The organism is Variovorax sp. V15, from assembly GCF_041154425.1.
GTDB lineage: Bacteria > Pseudomonadota > Gammaproteobacteria > Burkholderiales > Burkholderiaceae_C > Variovorax > Variovorax guangxiensis.
Genome location: NZ_AP028659.1, coordinates 6,305,102 through 6,320,382 on the forward strand (window position 1 = coordinate 6,305,102; position 15,281 = coordinate 6,320,382).

General features: G+C 68.5%; 13 protein-coding genes. 8 read left to right on the forward strand and 5 right to left on the reverse strand.

Translation table 11 applies throughout. The annotated features are described in order from the left end of the window. The first annotated feature begins 211 nt into the window (after nt 1–211). The 7 genes from ACAM57_RS29810 (at nt 212) to ACAM57_RS29840 (ending at nt 8,218) form a co-directional block, all read left to right on the forward strand. The gene (locus ACAM57_RS29810) at nt 212–1,102 is read left to right on the forward strand and encodes a helix-turn-helix domain-containing protein (protein ID WP_369659934.1); all 891 of its coding nucleotides are present in this window, start codon (nt 212–214) and stop codon (nt 1,100–1,102) included. Between the two features lie 124 nt (nt 1,103–1,226). Beyond that, nucleotides 1,227–2,156 (forward strand): substrate-binding domain-containing protein, encoded by a 930-nt coding sequence (locus ACAM57_RS29815; protein WP_369659935.1) that lies wholly within the window; start codon nt 1,227–1,229, stop codon nt 2,154–2,156. A gap of 25 nt (nt 2,157–2,181) precedes the next feature. Next, nucleotides 2,182–3,690: a sugar ABC transporter ATP-binding protein gene (locus ACAM57_RS29820; protein ID WP_369659936.1), complete on the forward strand. Its 1,509-nt coding sequence runs from the start codon at nt 2,182–2,184 to the stop codon at nt 3,688–3,690. Beyond that, a complete protein-coding gene (locus ACAM57_RS29825; RefSeq protein ID WP_369659937.1) occupies nt 3,687–4,670 on the forward strand; it encodes an ABC transporter permease in 984 nt (327 codons plus the stop codon). Before ACAM57_RS29820 ends, ACAM57_RS29825 begins: the two co-directional genes overlap by 4 nt. A 133-nt stretch (nt 4,671–4,803) precedes the next feature. Continuing rightward, on the forward strand, nt 4,804–5,961 hold the full coding sequence (locus tag ACAM57_RS29830) for an alcohol dehydrogenase catalytic domain-containing protein (RefSeq protein WP_369659938.1): 1,158 nt from the start codon (nt 4,804–4,806) through the stop codon (nt 5,959–5,961). Then, nucleotides 5,958–7,484 carry an FGGY-family carbohydrate kinase gene (locus ACAM57_RS29835; RefSeq protein WP_369659939.1) on the forward strand — a complete coding sequence of 509 codons (1,527 nt, stop codon included), beginning with the start codon at nt 5,958–5,960 and terminating at the stop codon, nt 7,482–7,484. Before ACAM57_RS29830 ends, ACAM57_RS29835 begins: the two co-directional genes overlap by 4 nt. Continuing rightward, nucleotides 7,481–8,218 (forward strand): SDR family oxidoreductase, encoded by a 738-nt coding sequence (locus tag ACAM57_RS29840; protein WP_369659940.1) that lies wholly within the window; start codon nt 7,481–7,483, stop codon nt 8,216–8,218. The genes ACAM57_RS29835 and ACAM57_RS29840 overlap by 4 nt, the downstream gene beginning before the upstream one ends. Nucleotides 8,219–8,230: 12 nt before the next feature. On the opposite strand, the gene ACAM57_RS29845 is transcribed toward ACAM57_RS29840, so the two are convergent. Genes ACAM57_RS29845 through ACAM57_RS29855 form a run of 3 tightly spaced genes read right to left on the reverse strand, consistent with a single transcriptional unit; the run spans nt 8,231 to nt 11,740 of the window. Further along, on the reverse strand, nt 8,231–8,548 hold the full coding sequence (locus ACAM57_RS29845) for a polyhydroxyalkanoic acid system family protein (protein ID WP_184640232.1): 318 nt from the start codon (nt 8,546–8,548) through the stop codon (nt 8,231–8,233). Continuing rightward, nucleotides 8,541–9,680 carry an aminopeptidase gene (locus ACAM57_RS29850; protein ID WP_369659941.1) on the reverse strand — a complete coding sequence of 380 codons (1,140 nt, stop codon included), beginning with the start codon at nt 9,678–9,680 and terminating at the stop codon, nt 8,541–8,543. The genes ACAM57_RS29845 and ACAM57_RS29850 overlap by 8 nt, the downstream gene beginning before the upstream one ends. Next, entirely contained in the window at nt 9,677–11,740 is a 2,064-nt protein-coding gene (locus ACAM57_RS29855) for a molybdopterin-dependent oxidoreductase (protein WP_369659942.1), read from the reverse strand. The genes ACAM57_RS29850 and ACAM57_RS29855 overlap by 4 nt, the downstream gene beginning before the upstream one ends. A 51-nt stretch (nt 11,741–11,791) precedes the next feature. Here ACAM57_RS29855 and ACAM57_RS29860 point away from each other — a divergent pair, with 51 nt between their 5' ends. Continuing rightward, nucleotides 11,792–12,916 (forward strand): ABC transporter substrate-binding protein, encoded by a 1,125-nt coding sequence (locus tag ACAM57_RS29860; protein ID WP_165909629.1) that lies wholly within the window; start codon nt 11,792–11,794, stop codon nt 12,914–12,916. Nucleotides 12,917–12,934: 18 nt separating this feature from the next. Here ACAM57_RS29860 and ACAM57_RS29865 read toward each other — a convergent pair whose 3' ends face one another. Then, on the reverse strand, nt 12,935–14,029 hold the full coding sequence (locus ACAM57_RS29865; protein WP_369659943.1) for a M14 family metallopeptidase: 1,095 nt from the start codon (nt 14,027–14,029) through the stop codon (nt 12,935–12,937). Between the two features lie 45 nt (nt 14,030–14,074). After that, the gene (locus ACAM57_RS29870) at nt 14,075–15,277 is read right to left on the reverse strand and encodes a M20 aminoacylase family protein (protein ID WP_184640240.1); all 1,203 of its coding nucleotides are present in this window, start codon (nt 15,275–15,277) and stop codon (nt 14,075–14,077) included. Between the last annotated feature and the right edge of the window lie 4 nt (nt 15,278–15,281).

The following is a 15,281-nucleotide window of genomic DNA, read 5'->3' on the forward strand; positions in this document are numbered from 1 at the left end:
TATGAATTCTTGACACCGCAGGCCCCGCCGATTCCGCAGTGCAGCAACGACAGCCCCGTCCGGCCCGCTCCCCCGGGGAGGAAGGCCCTTGCTGCGGCGCAATGAGGGCCAGCGGGGCGGCCTTCAGCGGCCCTTCCAGGGTCAAGAAAGTATCAATTCAGGGCGCTATCTCTGGTTGTTGGCATCGGGAGCGATTCGTACAGTCCGCCCCATGCAACCCGACCTGGAAATCGTCGAAGTCCGCGGTGACGAATCGTTCACCTGCTGGGCCCACGGCTACCCGTACCGCACCGTGCGCTGGCATTTCCATCCCGAGTACGAGATCCAGCTGATCGTCGAGACCGAGGGCGTGTATTTCGTGGGCGACCACGTCGGCCACTTCGAGCCGGGCAACCTGGTGCTGATGGGCCCCGACCTGCCCCACAACTGGATCAGCGACGTGCCCGCCGGCCAGAGCGTGGAGCGGCGCGGCATCGTGATCCAGTTCCCGGCCTCGCTGGTGCAGGGCATGGCCGCGGCCTTCCCCGAATTCGAGCGCGTCGCGCCGCTGCTGGCCGAATCGGGCTCGGGCCTGCTGTTCTCGGCCGAAACCGCCGCGGCGGCCAAGCCGATCATGGAATCGCTGCTGCAGGCGCGCGGCCTGCGCCGGGTGATCCTGCTGCTGTCGCTGCTCGAGCTGCTGGCCGACGGTCAGGACCGCCAGCGCCTCGCGAGCCCGGCCTTCAAGCCCGACCCGAAGGCCTTCATGTCGCATGCCATCAACAACGTGCTGGCGCACATCGCCGCCAACCTCGGCGACGAGCTGCGCGAGCCGATGCTGGCCGAGCTGGTGGGCCAGAGCCCGAGCGCGTTCTCGCGCTCCTTCCGCAAGCACACGGGCCAGTCCTTCGTGCGCTACGTGAACCGGCTGCGCATCAGCCGCGCCTGCGAGCTGCTCACCAACAGCGAGAAGCCCGTGCTCGACGTCTGCATGGACGTGGGCTTCAACAACGTGTCGAACTTCAACCGGCAGTTCCTGCTGCACAAGCGCATGCCGCCGACCAAGTTCCGCAAGTTCCACCGCATGCAGGCAGCCGCCTCGCATGCCGCCAGCCCGCCGTAGCGCACGGCACCTCACCGAGTTCCCCCGCGTCGTTTCCGGCGCGGCGCAAAAAAAGGCGTCGCGCGGGGCGGCCCTTTGCCAGCGTTTTTTCAAACAGCGAGACAACCTCAAGGAGACAGCCACCATGACGAAACTTCTCAAAGCCACCGCCCTCGCCGCATGCATCGCCGCGCTGGTCTGCGGCACTTCGGCCGCGCAGGCCCAGTCGGCGAAGCAGCCGCTGCGCATCGGCATGACCTTCCAGGAGCTCAACAACCCCTACTTCGTGACCATGAAGCAGGCGCTGGAGGAAGCCGCCGCCAGCATCGGCGCGACCGTGGTCACCACCGACGCGCGGCACGACGTGGCCAAGCAGATCGGCGACGTGGAGGACATGATCCAGAAGAAGGTCGACATCCTCCTGCTGAACCCGACCGACTCCACCGGCGTGCAGTCGGCCGTGCGCTCGGCCAAGAAGGCGAATGTGGTGGTGGTGGCGGTGGACGCCAACGCGCAGGGCCCGGTCGATTCCTTCGTGGGCTCCAAGAACACCGACGCCGGCCGCCTGGCCTGCGACTACCTCGCGAAGAACATCGGCGAGAAGGGCGACGTGGCCATCCTCGACGGCATTCCGGTGGTGCCCATCCTGGAGCGCGTGAAGGGCTGCCGCGAGGCGCTTTCCAGGTACCCCGGCATCAAGGTGGTGAGCACGCAGAACGGCAAGCAGGAGCGCGCCACCGCGCTCACCGTGACCGAGAACATCCTGCAGGCCAACAAGGACCTGAAGGGCATCTTCAGCGTGAACGACGGCGGCTCCATGGGCGCGCTCGCGGCCATCGAGGCCAGCGGCAAGGACGTGAAGCTCGCCAGCGTGGACGGCGCGCCCGAGGCCATCAAGGCGATGCAGAAGCCGGGCTCGAAGTTCATCGCGACCACCGCGCAGTACCCGCGCGACCAGATCCGCCTGGCCATCGGCATCGCGCTGGCGAAGAAGTGGGGCGCCAACGTGCCGGCCGCCGTGCCGGTGGACGTGAAGCTGATCGACGCCGAAGGTGCGAAGACCTTCACTTGGTAACCCACGCCCGAAGCAGCGCACGGCCATGAACGACACCGCCGAAATCCTCCGGCTCGAAGGCGTCTCGAAGAGCTTTCCCGGCGTGAAGGCGCTCTCGGGCATCGACCTGTCGATCCGCAAGGGCGAGGTGCACGCGCTGCTCGGCGAGAACGGCGCGGGTAAGTCGACGCTGATGAAGATCCTCGGCGGCATCCACCAGGCCGACGAGGGACGCATCATCATCGACGGCGGCGAATGCAGCTTCGCGGGCTACAACGACGCGATCGCGGCGGGCATCGGCATCATCTTCCAGGAATTCAGCCTCGTTCCGTACCTGAATGCGGTGGAGAACATCTTCCTGGGCCGCTACATCAGGAACCGCTTTGGCCTGATGGACAAGGCGGCGATGAAGCGCTCGGCGCGCGAGCTCTTCGACGAACTGGGCGTGCAGATCGATCTCGACGCGCCGATCTGCCGGCTCTCGGTGGCGCAGCAGCAGTTCGTGGAGATCGGCAAGGCGCTGTCGCTGAAGGCGCGCCTGCTGGTGCTCGACGAGCCGACCGCCACGCTCACGCCGAACGAGGCCGGGCACCTGTTCAAGATCATGCGGGAGCTGCGCGCCAGGGGCGTGGCGATGATCTTCATCTCGCACCACCTCGACGAGATCTTCGAGGTGTGCGACCGCATCAGCGTGCTGCGCGACGGCGCCAACGCGGGCCATGCCGAGGTGGGCGAGACGAACGTGGACGCGCTGGTCGAGATGATGGTGGGCCGGCGCATCGAGCACAGCTTTCCGCCGAAACCGCAGCCCGCGCCGCGCGGGCGCAAGGTGCTGGAGGTGCCGCACATCCAGCTCGCCAGGGGCGGGCCGGTCAACGCCTTCGAGCTGCACGAGGGCGAGATCCTGGGCTTCGCCGGGCTGGTCGGATCGGGCCGCACCGAGCTGGCGCTGGGCATGATGGGCGCCGACCGCGCCCATCGCAAGACGGTGCTGCGCAACGGCGTGCCCGTGCGGCTGAACGACCCGACGCAGGCGCTGGACAACGGCATCGGCCTGCTGCCCGAGAGCCGCAAGGTCGAGGGGCTCATCACCGACTTCACGATCCGCTTCAACATCTCGCTGAACAACCTCGGCAGGCACCGCCGCGCGGGACTGGTCGGCCGGGCCTCGGAGGAGCGCTCGGCGAACGAACTCTCGCGCCGCGTGGGCGTGAAGGCGCCAGGCATCGAGACGCGCGTGGCCACGCTCTCGGGCGGCAACCAGCAGAAGGTGGTGATCGCGCGCTGGCTCGGTCATGACTGCGAAGTGCTGATCTTCGACGAGCCCACGCGCGGCATCGACGTGGGTGCCAAGGCCGAGATCTACGGGCTCATGCGCGAGCTCACGCGGCAGGGCAAGTCGATCGTGATGATTTCGAGCGAGCTGCCCGAGATAGTCGGCATGTGCGACCGCGTCGCGGTGTTCTCCGGCGGCTCCATCGTCGCCACGCTCGAGGGCGACTCCATCAACTCCGGCGACATCATGCGCCACGCAACCAAAGGGGGCCTGCAATGAACGCCACCGCCAGCCATCACCCCGTGCCTCCGGTTCCCGCGGGCGGCCTCTTCACCCAGCTGCGCCGCTCCACGGCCTTCCTGCCGCTGGTGGGGCTGGTCGCGATCTCGGTCTTCATGATCGTCGCGACCGACAACTTCCTCTCGTGGAGCAACCTGCAGAACATCGCGCTGCAGTCGTCCATCAACGCGATCATCGCGGTGGGCATGACGGCGGCGATCCTCACCGGCGGCATCGATCTTTCGGTGGGCGCAGTGGTGGCGCTGTCGGGCACGCTGGCCTCGGGGCTGATGGTGCAGTTCGGCCTGCCGCCAGTGCTGGCGGTGCCTCTCGGCCTTGGCGTGGGCGTGGTGATCGGCCTGTTCAACGGCTACTGCGTGGCCTACCTGCGCATGCCGCCCATCATCGTGACGCTGGCCACCATGGGCATCGCGCGCGGCATCGCGCTGATCTACACCGGCGGCTACCCCATCGACGGGCTGCCCGATTCCTTCGCCTTCCTCGGCGGCGGCGTGCTGGCGGGCATCAAGGTGCCGATCCTCATCATGCTGGCGATGTATCTGGCCGCCTATGTGCTGCTGAACATGGCGCCCTTCGGCCGATACGTGTACGCCATCGGCGGCAACGAGGAGGCCACGCGGCTCTCGGGCGTTCGGGTGTCGCGCTACAAGCTGCTGGTGTATGCGCTCAGCGGCTTCACCGCCGCGGTGGCCGGCATCGTGCAGGCCTCGCGCGTGACCAGCGGGCAGCCCGGCGTGGGCGTGGGCTTCGAGCTCGACGCCATCGCGGCCGTGGTGATGGGCGGCACCTCCATCGCGGGCGGACGCGGCGCCATCGTGGGCACGCTGGTCGGCGCGCTGCTGCTGGGCGTGCTGAACAACGGGCTGAACATGATCGGCGTGTCGCCGTACCTGCAGCTGATCATCAAGGGCGGCATCGTGCTGCTCGCCATCTTCATCAGCCGAGAAGCAAAACGATGAGTTCGCCCCCAGGCTTCGCGCACTTCGTGTCGCTACGCCAACCCCCTACCGGGGGGGCAACACCAGCGGCCCGGCAAAGCCGGTTCCGCGGTGTTCCGCGAAAGAACCGCAAACCCTTCGAACAGAAAGAACCATGAGCTATCAGAAACTCCAGCCCGGCACCTCGGGCGCCATCTCCCAGCTCGCCTCCATGCAGGCCGTGGTGTGCCACGGCCCCAAGGACTACCGGCTGGAGACCGTCGACATGCCGGTCATCGGCGCCAACGAGCTGCTGATCTCCATCGCCGCCTGCGGCATCTGCGCCTCCGACTGCAAGTGCCATTCGGGCGCGAAGATGTTCTGGGGCGGCGACGGCCAGCCCTCGTGGGTGAAGGCGCCCGTCATCCCGGGCCATGAGTTCTTCGGCTACGTCGAGGCGCTGGGCGAAGGCGCGGCCGAACACTTCGGCGTGGAGAAGGGCGACCGCGTGATCGCCGAGCAGATCGTGCCCTGCGGCAAGTGCCGCTTCTGCACCTCGGGCAAGTACTGGATGTGCGAGGTGCACAACATCTTCGGCTTCCAGCGCATCGTGGCCGACGGCGGCATGGCCGACTACATGCGCCTGCCGCCCACCGCGCGCGTGCACAGGATTCCCGACGGCATCTCGCTGGAGGACGCGGCCATCATCGAGCCGCTCTCTTGCGCGATCCACACGGTGAACCGCGGCGACATCCAGCTCGACGACGTGGTGGTGATCGCGGGCGCCGGCCCGCTGGGGCTGATGATGGCGCAGGTGGCGGCGCTGAAGACGCCGAAGAAGCTGGTCGTGATCGACCTCGTGCCCGAGCGCCTCGCGCTCGCGAAGCAGTACGGCGCCGACGTCGTCGTCAACCCGAAGACGGAGAACGCCGACGCCATCGTCAAGGGCCTGACCGCAGGCTACGGCTGCGACGTGTACATCGAAACCACCGGCGCGCCCATCGGCGTGACGCAAGGGCTGGAGATGATCCGCAAGCTCGGCCGCTTCGTGGAGTTCAGCGTGTTCGGCTCCGAGACCAGCGCCGACTGGTCGATCATCGGCGACCGCAAGGAGCTCGACGTGCGCGGCGCGCACCTGGGGCCGTACTGCTACCCCGTGGCCATCGACCTGCTGGCGCGCGGGCTGGTCACCTCGAAGGGCATCGTCACGCACGACTTTCCGCTGACCGAATGGGAGCGCGCCTTCGCGCTGGCAAACTCGCTGGATTCCATCAAGGTGCTGCTGAAACCGCAGCCCCGATCCCGAGAGACAACCGGCCAGGGGACAACATGAAATACGTGATCGGCGTCGACATCGGCACGCAAAGCACCAAGTGCCTGCTGGTCGGCATCGACGGCAATGTGCATGCTCAGGCGAGCGTGGCCTACCAGCCCGAGACGCCGAAGCCGCTGTGGGCGCAGCAGGACTGCGAGGTGTGGTTCGAGGCGGTGTGCGAGAGCGTGCGCGCCTGCGTGGCGAAAAGCGGCGTCGCGCCGGCCGACATCGCCGCGATGTGCGTGAGCAGCCTCTACGGCGGCGCGGGCATCCCGGTCGACGAGGCCATGCGCCCGCTGCACCCCTGCCTGATCTGGATGGACCGCCGCGCCACCGCCGAGGTCGACTCGGTGAACGAGAACGTCGACGTGGCGCGGCTGCAGGCCATCACCGGCAACGGCGTGGACAGCTACTACGGCTTCACCAAGATCCTGTGGGTGCGCGAGCACCTGCCCGAGGTGTGGTCGAAGACGCGCCACTTCCTGCCGCCCAACAGCTACATCAACTGGCGGCTCACGGGTGAGCTCGCCGTCGACCACAGCTCGGCCGGCAACATCGGCGGCGTGTACGACGCGGCGCGTCGGCAGTGGTCGCAAGAGGCAATGGAGATGCTCGGCATTCCGTCGCGCATGATGCCGCCGCGCCTGGTCGAGTCGAGCGACGTGGTCGGCGGGCTGAGCACCGAATGGGCCGCGAAGCTGGGCCTCGCCGAGGGCATGCCGCTGATGGCGGGCGGCGTCGATGCGGCGGTGGCCACCTTCTGCGCGGGCGTCACCGGCAGCGGCGACCACGTGGCGATGATCGGCACCAGCATGTGCTGGGGTTTCGTGAGCCCCACTGTCGATGCGCGGCACCGGCTCATCACCATGCCGCACGTGTACCGCGGCGCGGACCGCAGCTATGTGTTCGGCGGCGCGATCACGGCGGGCGCCGCGGTCACCTGGTTCCGCGAAGCCTTCTGCCAGGCGGAGATCGCCGAGGCCGCGCGCACCGGCGAGGACGCGCACGCGCTGATCGAGCGCAAGGCGGTCGAGGTTCCGCCCGGCGCCGAGGGCCTGGTGTTCCTGCCCTACCTCATGGGCGAGCGCAGCCCGATCTGGGACGCGCAGGCCAAAGGCGCCTTCATCGGGCTTTCGCTGGCGCACAGCCGCGCCCACCTGTACCGCGCGGTGCTCGAGGGCGTGAGCTTCGCGCTGCAGCACAACATCGAGGCCGGGCGCCAGAGCGGCCAGCCGCTGGACGAGCGCCTGATCGTGGTCGGCGGCGCGGCGCACTCCGACCTCTGGATGCAGATCGTGGCGGACATCACGGGCTATCCGGTGTTCACCATCGAGCAGGAAGTGGAAGCGGCGCTGGGCGCGGCCATGCTCGCGGCGCTCGGCGCCGGGCTGGTCGATGCGGCCACCGCCGAGCGCGGCTGGGTCACGCTGGTGGAGCGGGCGCGGCCCGAGCCCCGCGCGCAGGCCGCGTACCGCGAGCGCTTCGAAATCTACAAATCGCTCTACCCCGCGCTGCGCGATGCGATGCAGCGGCTGAAATGACCACTTCCTTCGATTTCTCCGGGCGCCGCGCCCTCGTGACCGGCGCGAGCAGCGGCATCGGCCGCGCGGTGGCGGCGCGGCTCGCGCAGGCAGGCGCGCAGGTCACGGCCATCGGGCGCAATGCCGCGGCACTGGCGGCGCTGCACACCGAAGCCGGCTGCACGCCGCTGGTGCTCGACGTGGCCGACGCACCCGCGCTGGAACGCGCGCTCGCGCCCCTGCCCGCCTTCGACCTGGTGGTGAATTGCGCCGGCATCGCGCTGCTCGAACCGGCCACCGAGATGCAGGCCGAGAGCTTCGACGCCGTGATGGCCGTCAACGCGCGCGCGGCGGCATTGGTGGCCTCGCGCTGCGGCAAGGCCATGATCGCGGCCGGCGTGCGCGGCAGCATCGTCAACGTGTCGAGCCAGGCTGCGCTGGTGGCGCTCGACGCGCATCTTTGCTACTGCGCCTCGAAGGCGGCGATGGACGCCATCACGCGTTCGCTGTGCCTGGAGTTCGGGCCGCACGGCATCCGGGTGAACAGCGTGAACCCGACCGTCACGCTCACGCCGATGGCCGAGCAGGCCTGGTCCGATCCGGCCAAGAGCGCTGCGGCTCTGAAGAACATTCCGCTGGGCCGCTTCGCGCAGGTGGAGGAAGTGGTGGCGCCCGTCCTCTTCCTGCTGGGCGATGGCGCTTCGATGGTGAGCGGCGCGGCGCTGCCGGTGGACGGCGGCTACACCATCGTCTGAACTTCAGCGCGCTCAGGCGAGACGCGTGCCGCCGCCTCGCGGCGCATCGAGCATCGCGTCGAGGTTGCGCGTGATCTTGGCCTCGATCATTTCGCTGAAGCTGCTGAACAGGAAGCCCAGCGTCGCGTCGAGCTTGAAGGTGGTGTCGGTGACTTCGACGGTGCCGTCGATGCCGGCGCGCGTGAAGGTGGCGGTGTCGCAGCCCTCGCCCTGCGTGTAGACGCATTCGAGGCCGAACTCCTGCTCGGCCTGCTGGATCCACTTGCGCGCGACGACGCGCGCGCGTGCGATGCCCAGTGTGTGGTTGCGTTCGATGTGGATGTCAGGCACCGCGATCTCCGGTCTTGTCGTGTTCAGGTGTGGTCTGGGTCTGGAGGATACCCGTCGCTGCCTGCAGGGCGACGCGGCGTTCCTCGGAGGTCGGCAGCTTCGCGATGCGCCGCACCTCGGCATAGAAGCGCGGCCAGTCGCGGCCCTCGCGCTCGAAGAGTTTCTCGAAGCTGGGCACGAGATCGTCGTACGCGCCCTGCGCGCCGAAGGCCGCGTTGTTGGCGCGCGCCACCCAGGCGTCGTAGGCGTTCTGGCGCGGGCCGGTCCAGCCGGCCTTGAGCTTCGCGTAGCGCTCGCGGAAGTCGGCCATGGCGGCCTGCTTCATGGCTTCCACCTTCGTCCAGTCCTTGGCCTTGGCTTCGGGCGACTCGTACACCTTCGTCAGCGCGCGGCGGGTGTCGAGCGCCAGCGCGCGGAATTCCTGTCGCTGCGCGTCGAACTGCGCGTACTCGCGCCGCGCCACATCGCCGGCCTCGCGCTGCAGCCACATCGCGCCGCCGATGCGCTCGACCGCGGTGGCATAGGACTCGTTGAAGACCGTGTCGCCCGCCACGTAGAGCACCTGGTGCGCGAGCTCGTGGAACACGATGCGCGCGAGCTCGCCCTCTGGGTAGCCGATGAAGGTCGACAGCAGCGGATCGCCGCCGGCCCAGTTCATCCAGCCCAGCGTGGAGTACGCGGGCACCGGGTAAACGGCCACTTCCAGGTCCTGCTTCTTCTGCTCCTCGGCCTCGGCCTTGGCCGCTTCCTCGGTGTAGTAGCCGCGGTAGCCCACGCAGCCCGCCACCGGAAAGCACCAGCTCTTGAGCGTGAGCGAGTAGTGCGGCGCCGCCACCACGTTCCAGACGGCCGCGGCGCGATGCAGGTCGGCGTACGACTTGTAGCTGGCGTTGTCGGGCAGCCCGAGTTCGGCCGAGGCGAAGCGGCGGATGCGCTGCGTGAGTTCGAGCTTGGCCTTCAGCGCCGACGACACCGACGGATCGGCCAGCCATTCGGGCACCGGCTTGGCGGCGCGCATGATGCCGATGTGGCCGCTGGCGGACTGCCAGTAGTAGCCGAGGTCGGCGCAGCCGGTGAGCAGGAGCAGCGAGCCGGCCAGTGCGAGGGCCGGAAGAACGCGTCGGGGCCTCACACCTTCTCGACTTCGACCAGGCAGTCGTAGAAGGTCGGCCCGCGGCCGATGTCGGTCAGGCGCTGGCTGGTGAGCTCGTTGACGTTGGTGCCGTCCATGCCGAGCTTGCGCCACCAGATGCCCATGCCGTGCACCACGCCCTGCCGTGCGCGGCGCGAGATCTCGGCGCGGCAGCGATGCTCGCCGCGCTTGTTGAACACGCGCACCGTGGCGCCGTCCTCGATGCCGCGCGCCGCGGCGTCGGCCTCGTGGATCTCGAGCAGCGGCTCGACCTCGATGGCGCGCAGGCTCGTCACGTTGACGAAGGTCGAGTTGAGGAAGTTGCGCGCCGGCGGCGAGATCATGGCCAGCGGGAACTCGGTCGAGCTGCCGGCCGGCTCCCAGTTGGGCACGTGATCGGGCAGGCCGTCCAAGCCCATGGCCTGCAGGCGGTCGCTGAAGAATTCGCAGCGGCCCGAGGGCGTGGGGAAGCCGCCTTCGGCGAAAGGCGCCTCGGGCAGCTTCAGGCTGCTGAAGCCCTGCGCCATCAGTTCGGAGAAATCGATGTTGCGCTCGGCGAAGGCGGTGCGGCAGAGCGTCTCGTCGGAATCGGAGAAGCAGGGTTCGGTGAAGCCCATGCGCTTCGCCAGTTCGCGGAACACCCAGGCGTTGCTGCGGGCCTCGCCGCGCGGCGCCACGGCCGGGCGGTTCAGCAGCACGTCGGTGTGGCCGTAGCTGCAGTGGATGTCCCAGTGCTCCAGCTGCGTGGTGGCGGGCAGAAGGTAGTCGGCGTAGTCGGCGGTGTCGGTGCGGAACTGCTCCAGCACCACGGTGAAGAGGTCTTCGCGCGCGAAGCCCGCCGCCACCTTTGCCGACTCGGGCGCCACCGCCACCGGGTTGCTGTTGTAGACCACGATGGCCTTCACCGGGTTGGCGGTGTCGAGCAGCGCATCGCCGATGGTGCTCATGTTGATGGTGCGCGGCTTGCGCCCGGCCAGCAGGTCGGGGCGCTGCAGCGCGGCGCGGTCCACCGGGTAGTGGCCCGAGCTGCTCAAGAGCAGGCCGCCCGCGCGGTCGCGCCAGGCGCCCACCAGCGCCGGCAGGCAGGCGACGGCGCGCGCCGCGTTGCCGCCGCCGCGCACGCGCTGCATGCCGTAGTTCAGGCGGATCGCGGCCGGCTTCGTGGTGCCGTAGGCCTTCGCGAGCGAGACGATCTGTTCCTCGGGAATGCCGCAGACCTGCGCCGCGCGCGACGGCGGCCATTGCAGCGCGCGCTCGCGCAGCTGCTCCCAGCCCAGCGTGTGGTTCGCGATGTAGTCGTGGTCGAGCCAGTCGTTCACGATCAGCTCGTGCATCAGTGCCAGCGCCAGCGCGGCGTCGGTGCCGGGCAGCAGCGCGATGTGCTCGTCGCACTTGTCGGCGGTTTCGGTCTTGCGCGGGTCGATGCACACCAGCCGCGCGCCGGCGCGCTTGGCGGCCTGGGCGTGGCGCCAGAAATGCAGGTTGCTGGCAATGGAATTGCTGCCCCAGATCAGGATGAGCTTGGCCTCGGCGAAGAACTCGATGCGCATGCCGACCTTGCCGCCCAGCGTGTAGAGCATGGCCTCGCCGCCGGCCATGGAGCAGATCGTGCGGTCCAGCAGGCTGGCTCCCAGCTTGTGGAAGAAGCGCCGGTCCATCGACTCGCCCTGCACCAGGCCCATGGTGCCCGCATAGCTATAGGGGACAATAGCTTCGGGTTTTCCCTGTAATACTTGAAGATTCGCCGCGATGTCGTCCAGGGCGGCGTCCCAGCTCACCGGCTCGAACTGGCCGCTTCCCTTGGGGCCCACCCGCTTCAGGGGCTGAACCAGCCGTTCCGCATGGTCGTTGCGCTCGATGTAGCGCGACACCTTGGTGCACAGCACCCCGCCCGTGTGCGAATGGGCGGGGTTGCCCTGCAGCTTCACGGCAACGCCGTCCCTGACGGTGGTGACCAGCGCGCAGGTGTCCGGACAGTCGTGCGGACATGCGCCCAGCACGGTGGTCGTTGCGGGCTGGGAGGGCGCTTCTTCGAGCGAGGTATCCGGTGCGTGGGCCATCGGGCAAGTCTAATTTGTGCGCGATTCAGAGCGCAGGAGTGGGTTTTCATCATGTTGTTGAATCGACGTCGTTTTTCTCTGGCCGCGGGCGCGGCCGCCACGCTGGGGGGCTTCGGCCTCGCCCGGGCGCAGGACACGCCGCTGGTGCTGGGCCAGTCGGCGGCATTCACCGGCCCGGCGGCGCAGCTGGGCATCCAGTTCCACCAGGGCGCCAAGCTGTTCCTGGACCAGTACAACGCCCAGCCCGGCCGCCGCAACGTGGTCATCAAGAACCTGGACGACGGCTATGAGCCCGACCGCTGCGCGGCCAACACGCAGAAGCTGATCGAGGAAGACGTCTTCGCGCTCTTCGGCTACATCGGCACCCCGACCAGCCTGGCCGCGCTGCCGCTGGCGGTGAAGGACAAGGTGCCCTTCGTGGCGCCCTTCACCGGCGCGATGTCGCTGCGCGAACCCTTCCAGAAGAACGTGTTCCACCTGCGCGCCTCGTACAACGACGAGACGGCGCTGATGGTGAAGCAGCTCACCCACCTGGGCCTGAAGAAGATCGCGGTCTTCTATCAGAACGATGCCTACGGCAAGGCCGGCCTCGACGGCGTGACGCTGGCGCTCGGCGAGCAGCAGCTCAAGCCGGTCGCGCTGGCTACCGTGGAGCGCAACTCGGCCGACGTGGCGCAGGCGGTGAAGGCCATCGTCGCGGCGCGGCCCGACGCCGTGGTGCAGGTGGGCGCGTACAAGGCCTGCGCGGCCTTCATCCGCGAAGCGCGCAAGGCAGGCTATGGCGGCACCTTCTTCAACATGTCCTTCGTGGGCACGCAGGCGCTGGCGGACGAGCTGGGCAAGGACGGCGCCGGCGTGATGATCACGCAGGTGGTGCCCTCGCCCTACAACCAGGCCAACGCGCTGGCCCGCGAGTTCGCCGAGGCGGCGCGCAAGGTCAACGGCGCGAGCGTCAACTTCTCGAGCCTGGAGGGCTACCTGGCCGCGAAGGTGCTGGTCGAAGGCCTGCGCAAGGCGCCGGGCAAGCCCACGCGCGAGAGCCTGATCGCGGGCCTGGAAAGCATCGACCGCCAGCAGTTCGGCGGCTTCGAGGTGTCGTTCTCGGCCAGGAACCACGTGGGCTCGAAGTTCGTCGAGCTCTCGATGCTGACGGGCGACGGCCGCGTCAGGACCTGAGGTTCTCCGGCCGCGGCGTCAGCCCGTCAAGCCGTCGACGGCCTGGAACATCGCCTGGCGCGCCTGGCTGACGATCTGCCCGCGCCAGGCGTCGGTGTCCGTGTAGAACGCTTCCACCATGCGCGCGCGGATGCCATCCGCCAGCTCGGCCGGCGCCTCGGGGTGCTTGTGCAGCCAGTGGTCGGCGCGCAGGGCGCCGGTCACTTCGAGGATGGGCAGCGTGCCGTATTCGAGCGCGATGCCGGTGTACTCGGCCTGCGGGCACTCCTGGTACACCGAATCCCACATCAGCCCGCGCAGCAGCGCCGAGGTGGATGAACCGTCGTAGATGGAGGTGACGGGCGCCGCGGGCGTGCCCCACCACGCGTTGGCCCGCGCGTAGGCGGCCTTGTCGTCGCGGCAGGCGAAGATGCGTTCGCCCAGGCCGTTCGGGCCCAGCCCGGTGTGCAGGTCGATCCACGCGATGCGCTTGGCCTGCCCCGCATGGCGGCGCAGCACCTCGCGGATGGTCCTGTTGCTCCAGGTCGGCGCCTTGCCACCGTAGAAGAGGCCGTCTTCGAACTGGTACTGGCCGCTGGTCACGGCCGCCTGGTAGGCGGTGGTGCCGTGCTTGCCGATCCATTTCTCGATGGCCGCCTGGTTCTCGGGCGTGGGCGGCCAGGTGTCGGGCAGCAGCAGCTCGTGCAGCTTGGCGTAGGCCTCGTTGACCGGCACCGGCTTCGAGAAATCGATGAAGTTGCGGTTGAGGTCGACGTTCTCGTGCGTCACGCGCCGGCCGTGCGAGAAACCGTGCGGATTGAGCGCATGCACGTACAGCACCGACACGCCCTGCGCCTTCGCTTTCTCGCGCCACTCGGCGTCGTGCAGCGCGAACACCTGCACGCCGCTGCCGCAGTGGCCTTCGACGCCGTGGCACGCGCTGCTGACGACCAGCAGGTTCGGCGCATCGGGCGCGCCGTCGAGCGCCACGTCCATCGAGAGCTCCTCGCCCTCGCGCCCCTTGAGCGGATGCGCATGCGGCTCGACCGTGAGGCCGGCGCTCACGCAGCCCTGCAGGAACTTCTGGCGCGCCTGCGCGTAGCGCGGCGAAAAGGCTTCGGCGATTCCGATCATGTGGCGCTGGACCTCTCTCGGTGAATCAGGCGACCAGGAAGGCGGTCAGGCGGCGCTGCCGCCGGGCTTGAGGAACTGCTCCGCGATCTGCACCCAGCAGGTGGCACCCAGCGGAATGAGATCGTCGTTGAAGTCGTAGCTCGCGTTGTGCAGCGTGCAGGGGCCTTCGCCATGGTGCACGTCGCGGTGCGAGCCGTCGCCGTTGCCGATGAAGGCGTAGGCGCCGGGCTTGGCCTGCAGCATGAAGGCGAAGTCCTCCGACGTCATGGCGGCTTCCTGCTTCAGCACGTTCTCGGGGCCGACCACGCCGCCCATCACGCGGCGCGCGAAGTCGGCCTCGGCCTCGGTGTTGATGGTGGGCGGGTAGTAGCGCTCGAAGCGGAACTCGCAGGTGGCGTCGTGCGCGGCGCAGATGTGGTCGCAGATCTGCTTCATGCGCGCCTCGATCATGTCGAGCACTTCGATGGAGAAGGTGCGCACCGTGCCCGACAGTTCGCAGTTGTCGGGAATCACGTTGTTGGTTTCGCCGGCATGGATGGTGGTGACGGAGATGACGGCCGAATCGGTCGGCTTCATCTTGCGCGTGAGGATGGTCTGGAAGGCCTGCACGATCTCGCAGGCGATCGGCACCGGGTCGATGCCGGTCTGCGGCAGCGCCGCGTGGCCGCCCTTGCCCACCACGTTGACGAAGAACTTGTTGCCCGAGGCCATCACCGGGCCCGGGCTCACCGCGAACTGGCCGGCCTTCATGCCGGGCCAGTTGTGCATGCCGAAGACGGCATCCATCGGGAATTTCTCGAAGAGCCCTTCCTTGATCATCTCGCGGGCGCCGCCACCGCCTTCTTCGGCGGGCTGGAAGATCAGGTAGACGGTGCCGTCGAAGTTGCGGTGCTTGGCCAGGTGCTGCGCGGCCGCGAGCAGCATGGCGGTGTGGCCGTCGTGGCCGCAGGCGTGCATCTTGCCGTGGTGCTTGCTGGCGTGGGCGAAGGTGTTGAGCTCGGTGACGGGCAGTGCGTCCATGTCGGCGCGCAGGCCGACGGCGCGGTTGCTGGTGCCGTTCTTGACGATGCCCACCACGCCGGTGGTGCCCAGGCCGCGGTGGATGGGGATGCCCCATTCGGTGAGCTTGCCTGCCACCACGTCGGCGGTGCGGACTTCTTCGAAGCAGAGTTCGGGGTGTGCGTGCAGGTCACGTCGGACGGCGGCGATGCCAGCCGCCTGCGTGACGATCGAGTCGATGAGTTTCATGGGG

What these genes read in the sequence shown, in the direction of transcription:
- ACAM57_RS29860 (WP_165909629.1), top strand. Translation starts at nt 11,792, where the DNA reads ATGTTGTTGAATCGACGTCGTTTTTCTCTGGCCGCGGGCGCGGCCGCC.
- ACAM57_RS29810 (WP_369659934.1), top strand. Translation starts at nt 212, where the DNA reads ATGCAACCCGACCTGGAAATCGTCGAAGTCCGCGGTGACGAATCGTTC.
- ACAM57_RS29820 (WP_369659936.1), top strand. Translation starts at nt 2,182, where the DNA reads ATGAACGACACCGCCGAAATCCTCCGGCTCGAAGGCGTCTCGAAGAGC.
- ACAM57_RS29870 (WP_184640240.1), bottom strand. Translation starts at nt 15,277, where the DNA reads ATGAAACTCATCGACTCGATCGTCACGCAGGCGGCTGGCATCGCCGCC.
- ACAM57_RS29815 (WP_369659935.1), top strand. Translation starts at nt 1,227, where the DNA reads ATGACGAAACTTCTCAAAGCCACCGCCCTCGCCGCATGCATCGCCGCG.
- ACAM57_RS29830 (WP_369659938.1), top strand. Translation starts at nt 4,804, where the DNA reads ATGAGCTATCAGAAACTCCAGCCCGGCACCTCGGGCGCCATCTCCCAG.
- ACAM57_RS29835 (WP_369659939.1), top strand. Translation starts at nt 5,958, where the DNA reads ATGAAATACGTGATCGGCGTCGACATCGGCACGCAAAGCACCAAGTGC.
- ACAM57_RS29825 (WP_369659937.1), top strand. Translation starts at nt 3,687, where the DNA reads ATGAACGCCACCGCCAGCCATCACCCCGTGCCTCCGGTTCCCGCGGGC.
- ACAM57_RS29865 (WP_369659943.1), bottom strand. Translation starts at nt 14,029, where the DNA reads ATGATCGGAATCGCCGAAGCCTTTTCGCCGCGCTACGCGCAGGCGCGC.
- ACAM57_RS29840 (WP_369659940.1), top strand. Translation starts at nt 7,481, where the DNA reads ATGACCACTTCCTTCGATTTCTCCGGGCGCCGCGCCCTCGTGACCGGC.
- ACAM57_RS29855 (WP_369659942.1), bottom strand. Translation starts at nt 11,740, where the DNA reads ATGGCCCACGCACCGGATACCTCGCTCGAAGAAGCGCCCTCCCAGCCC.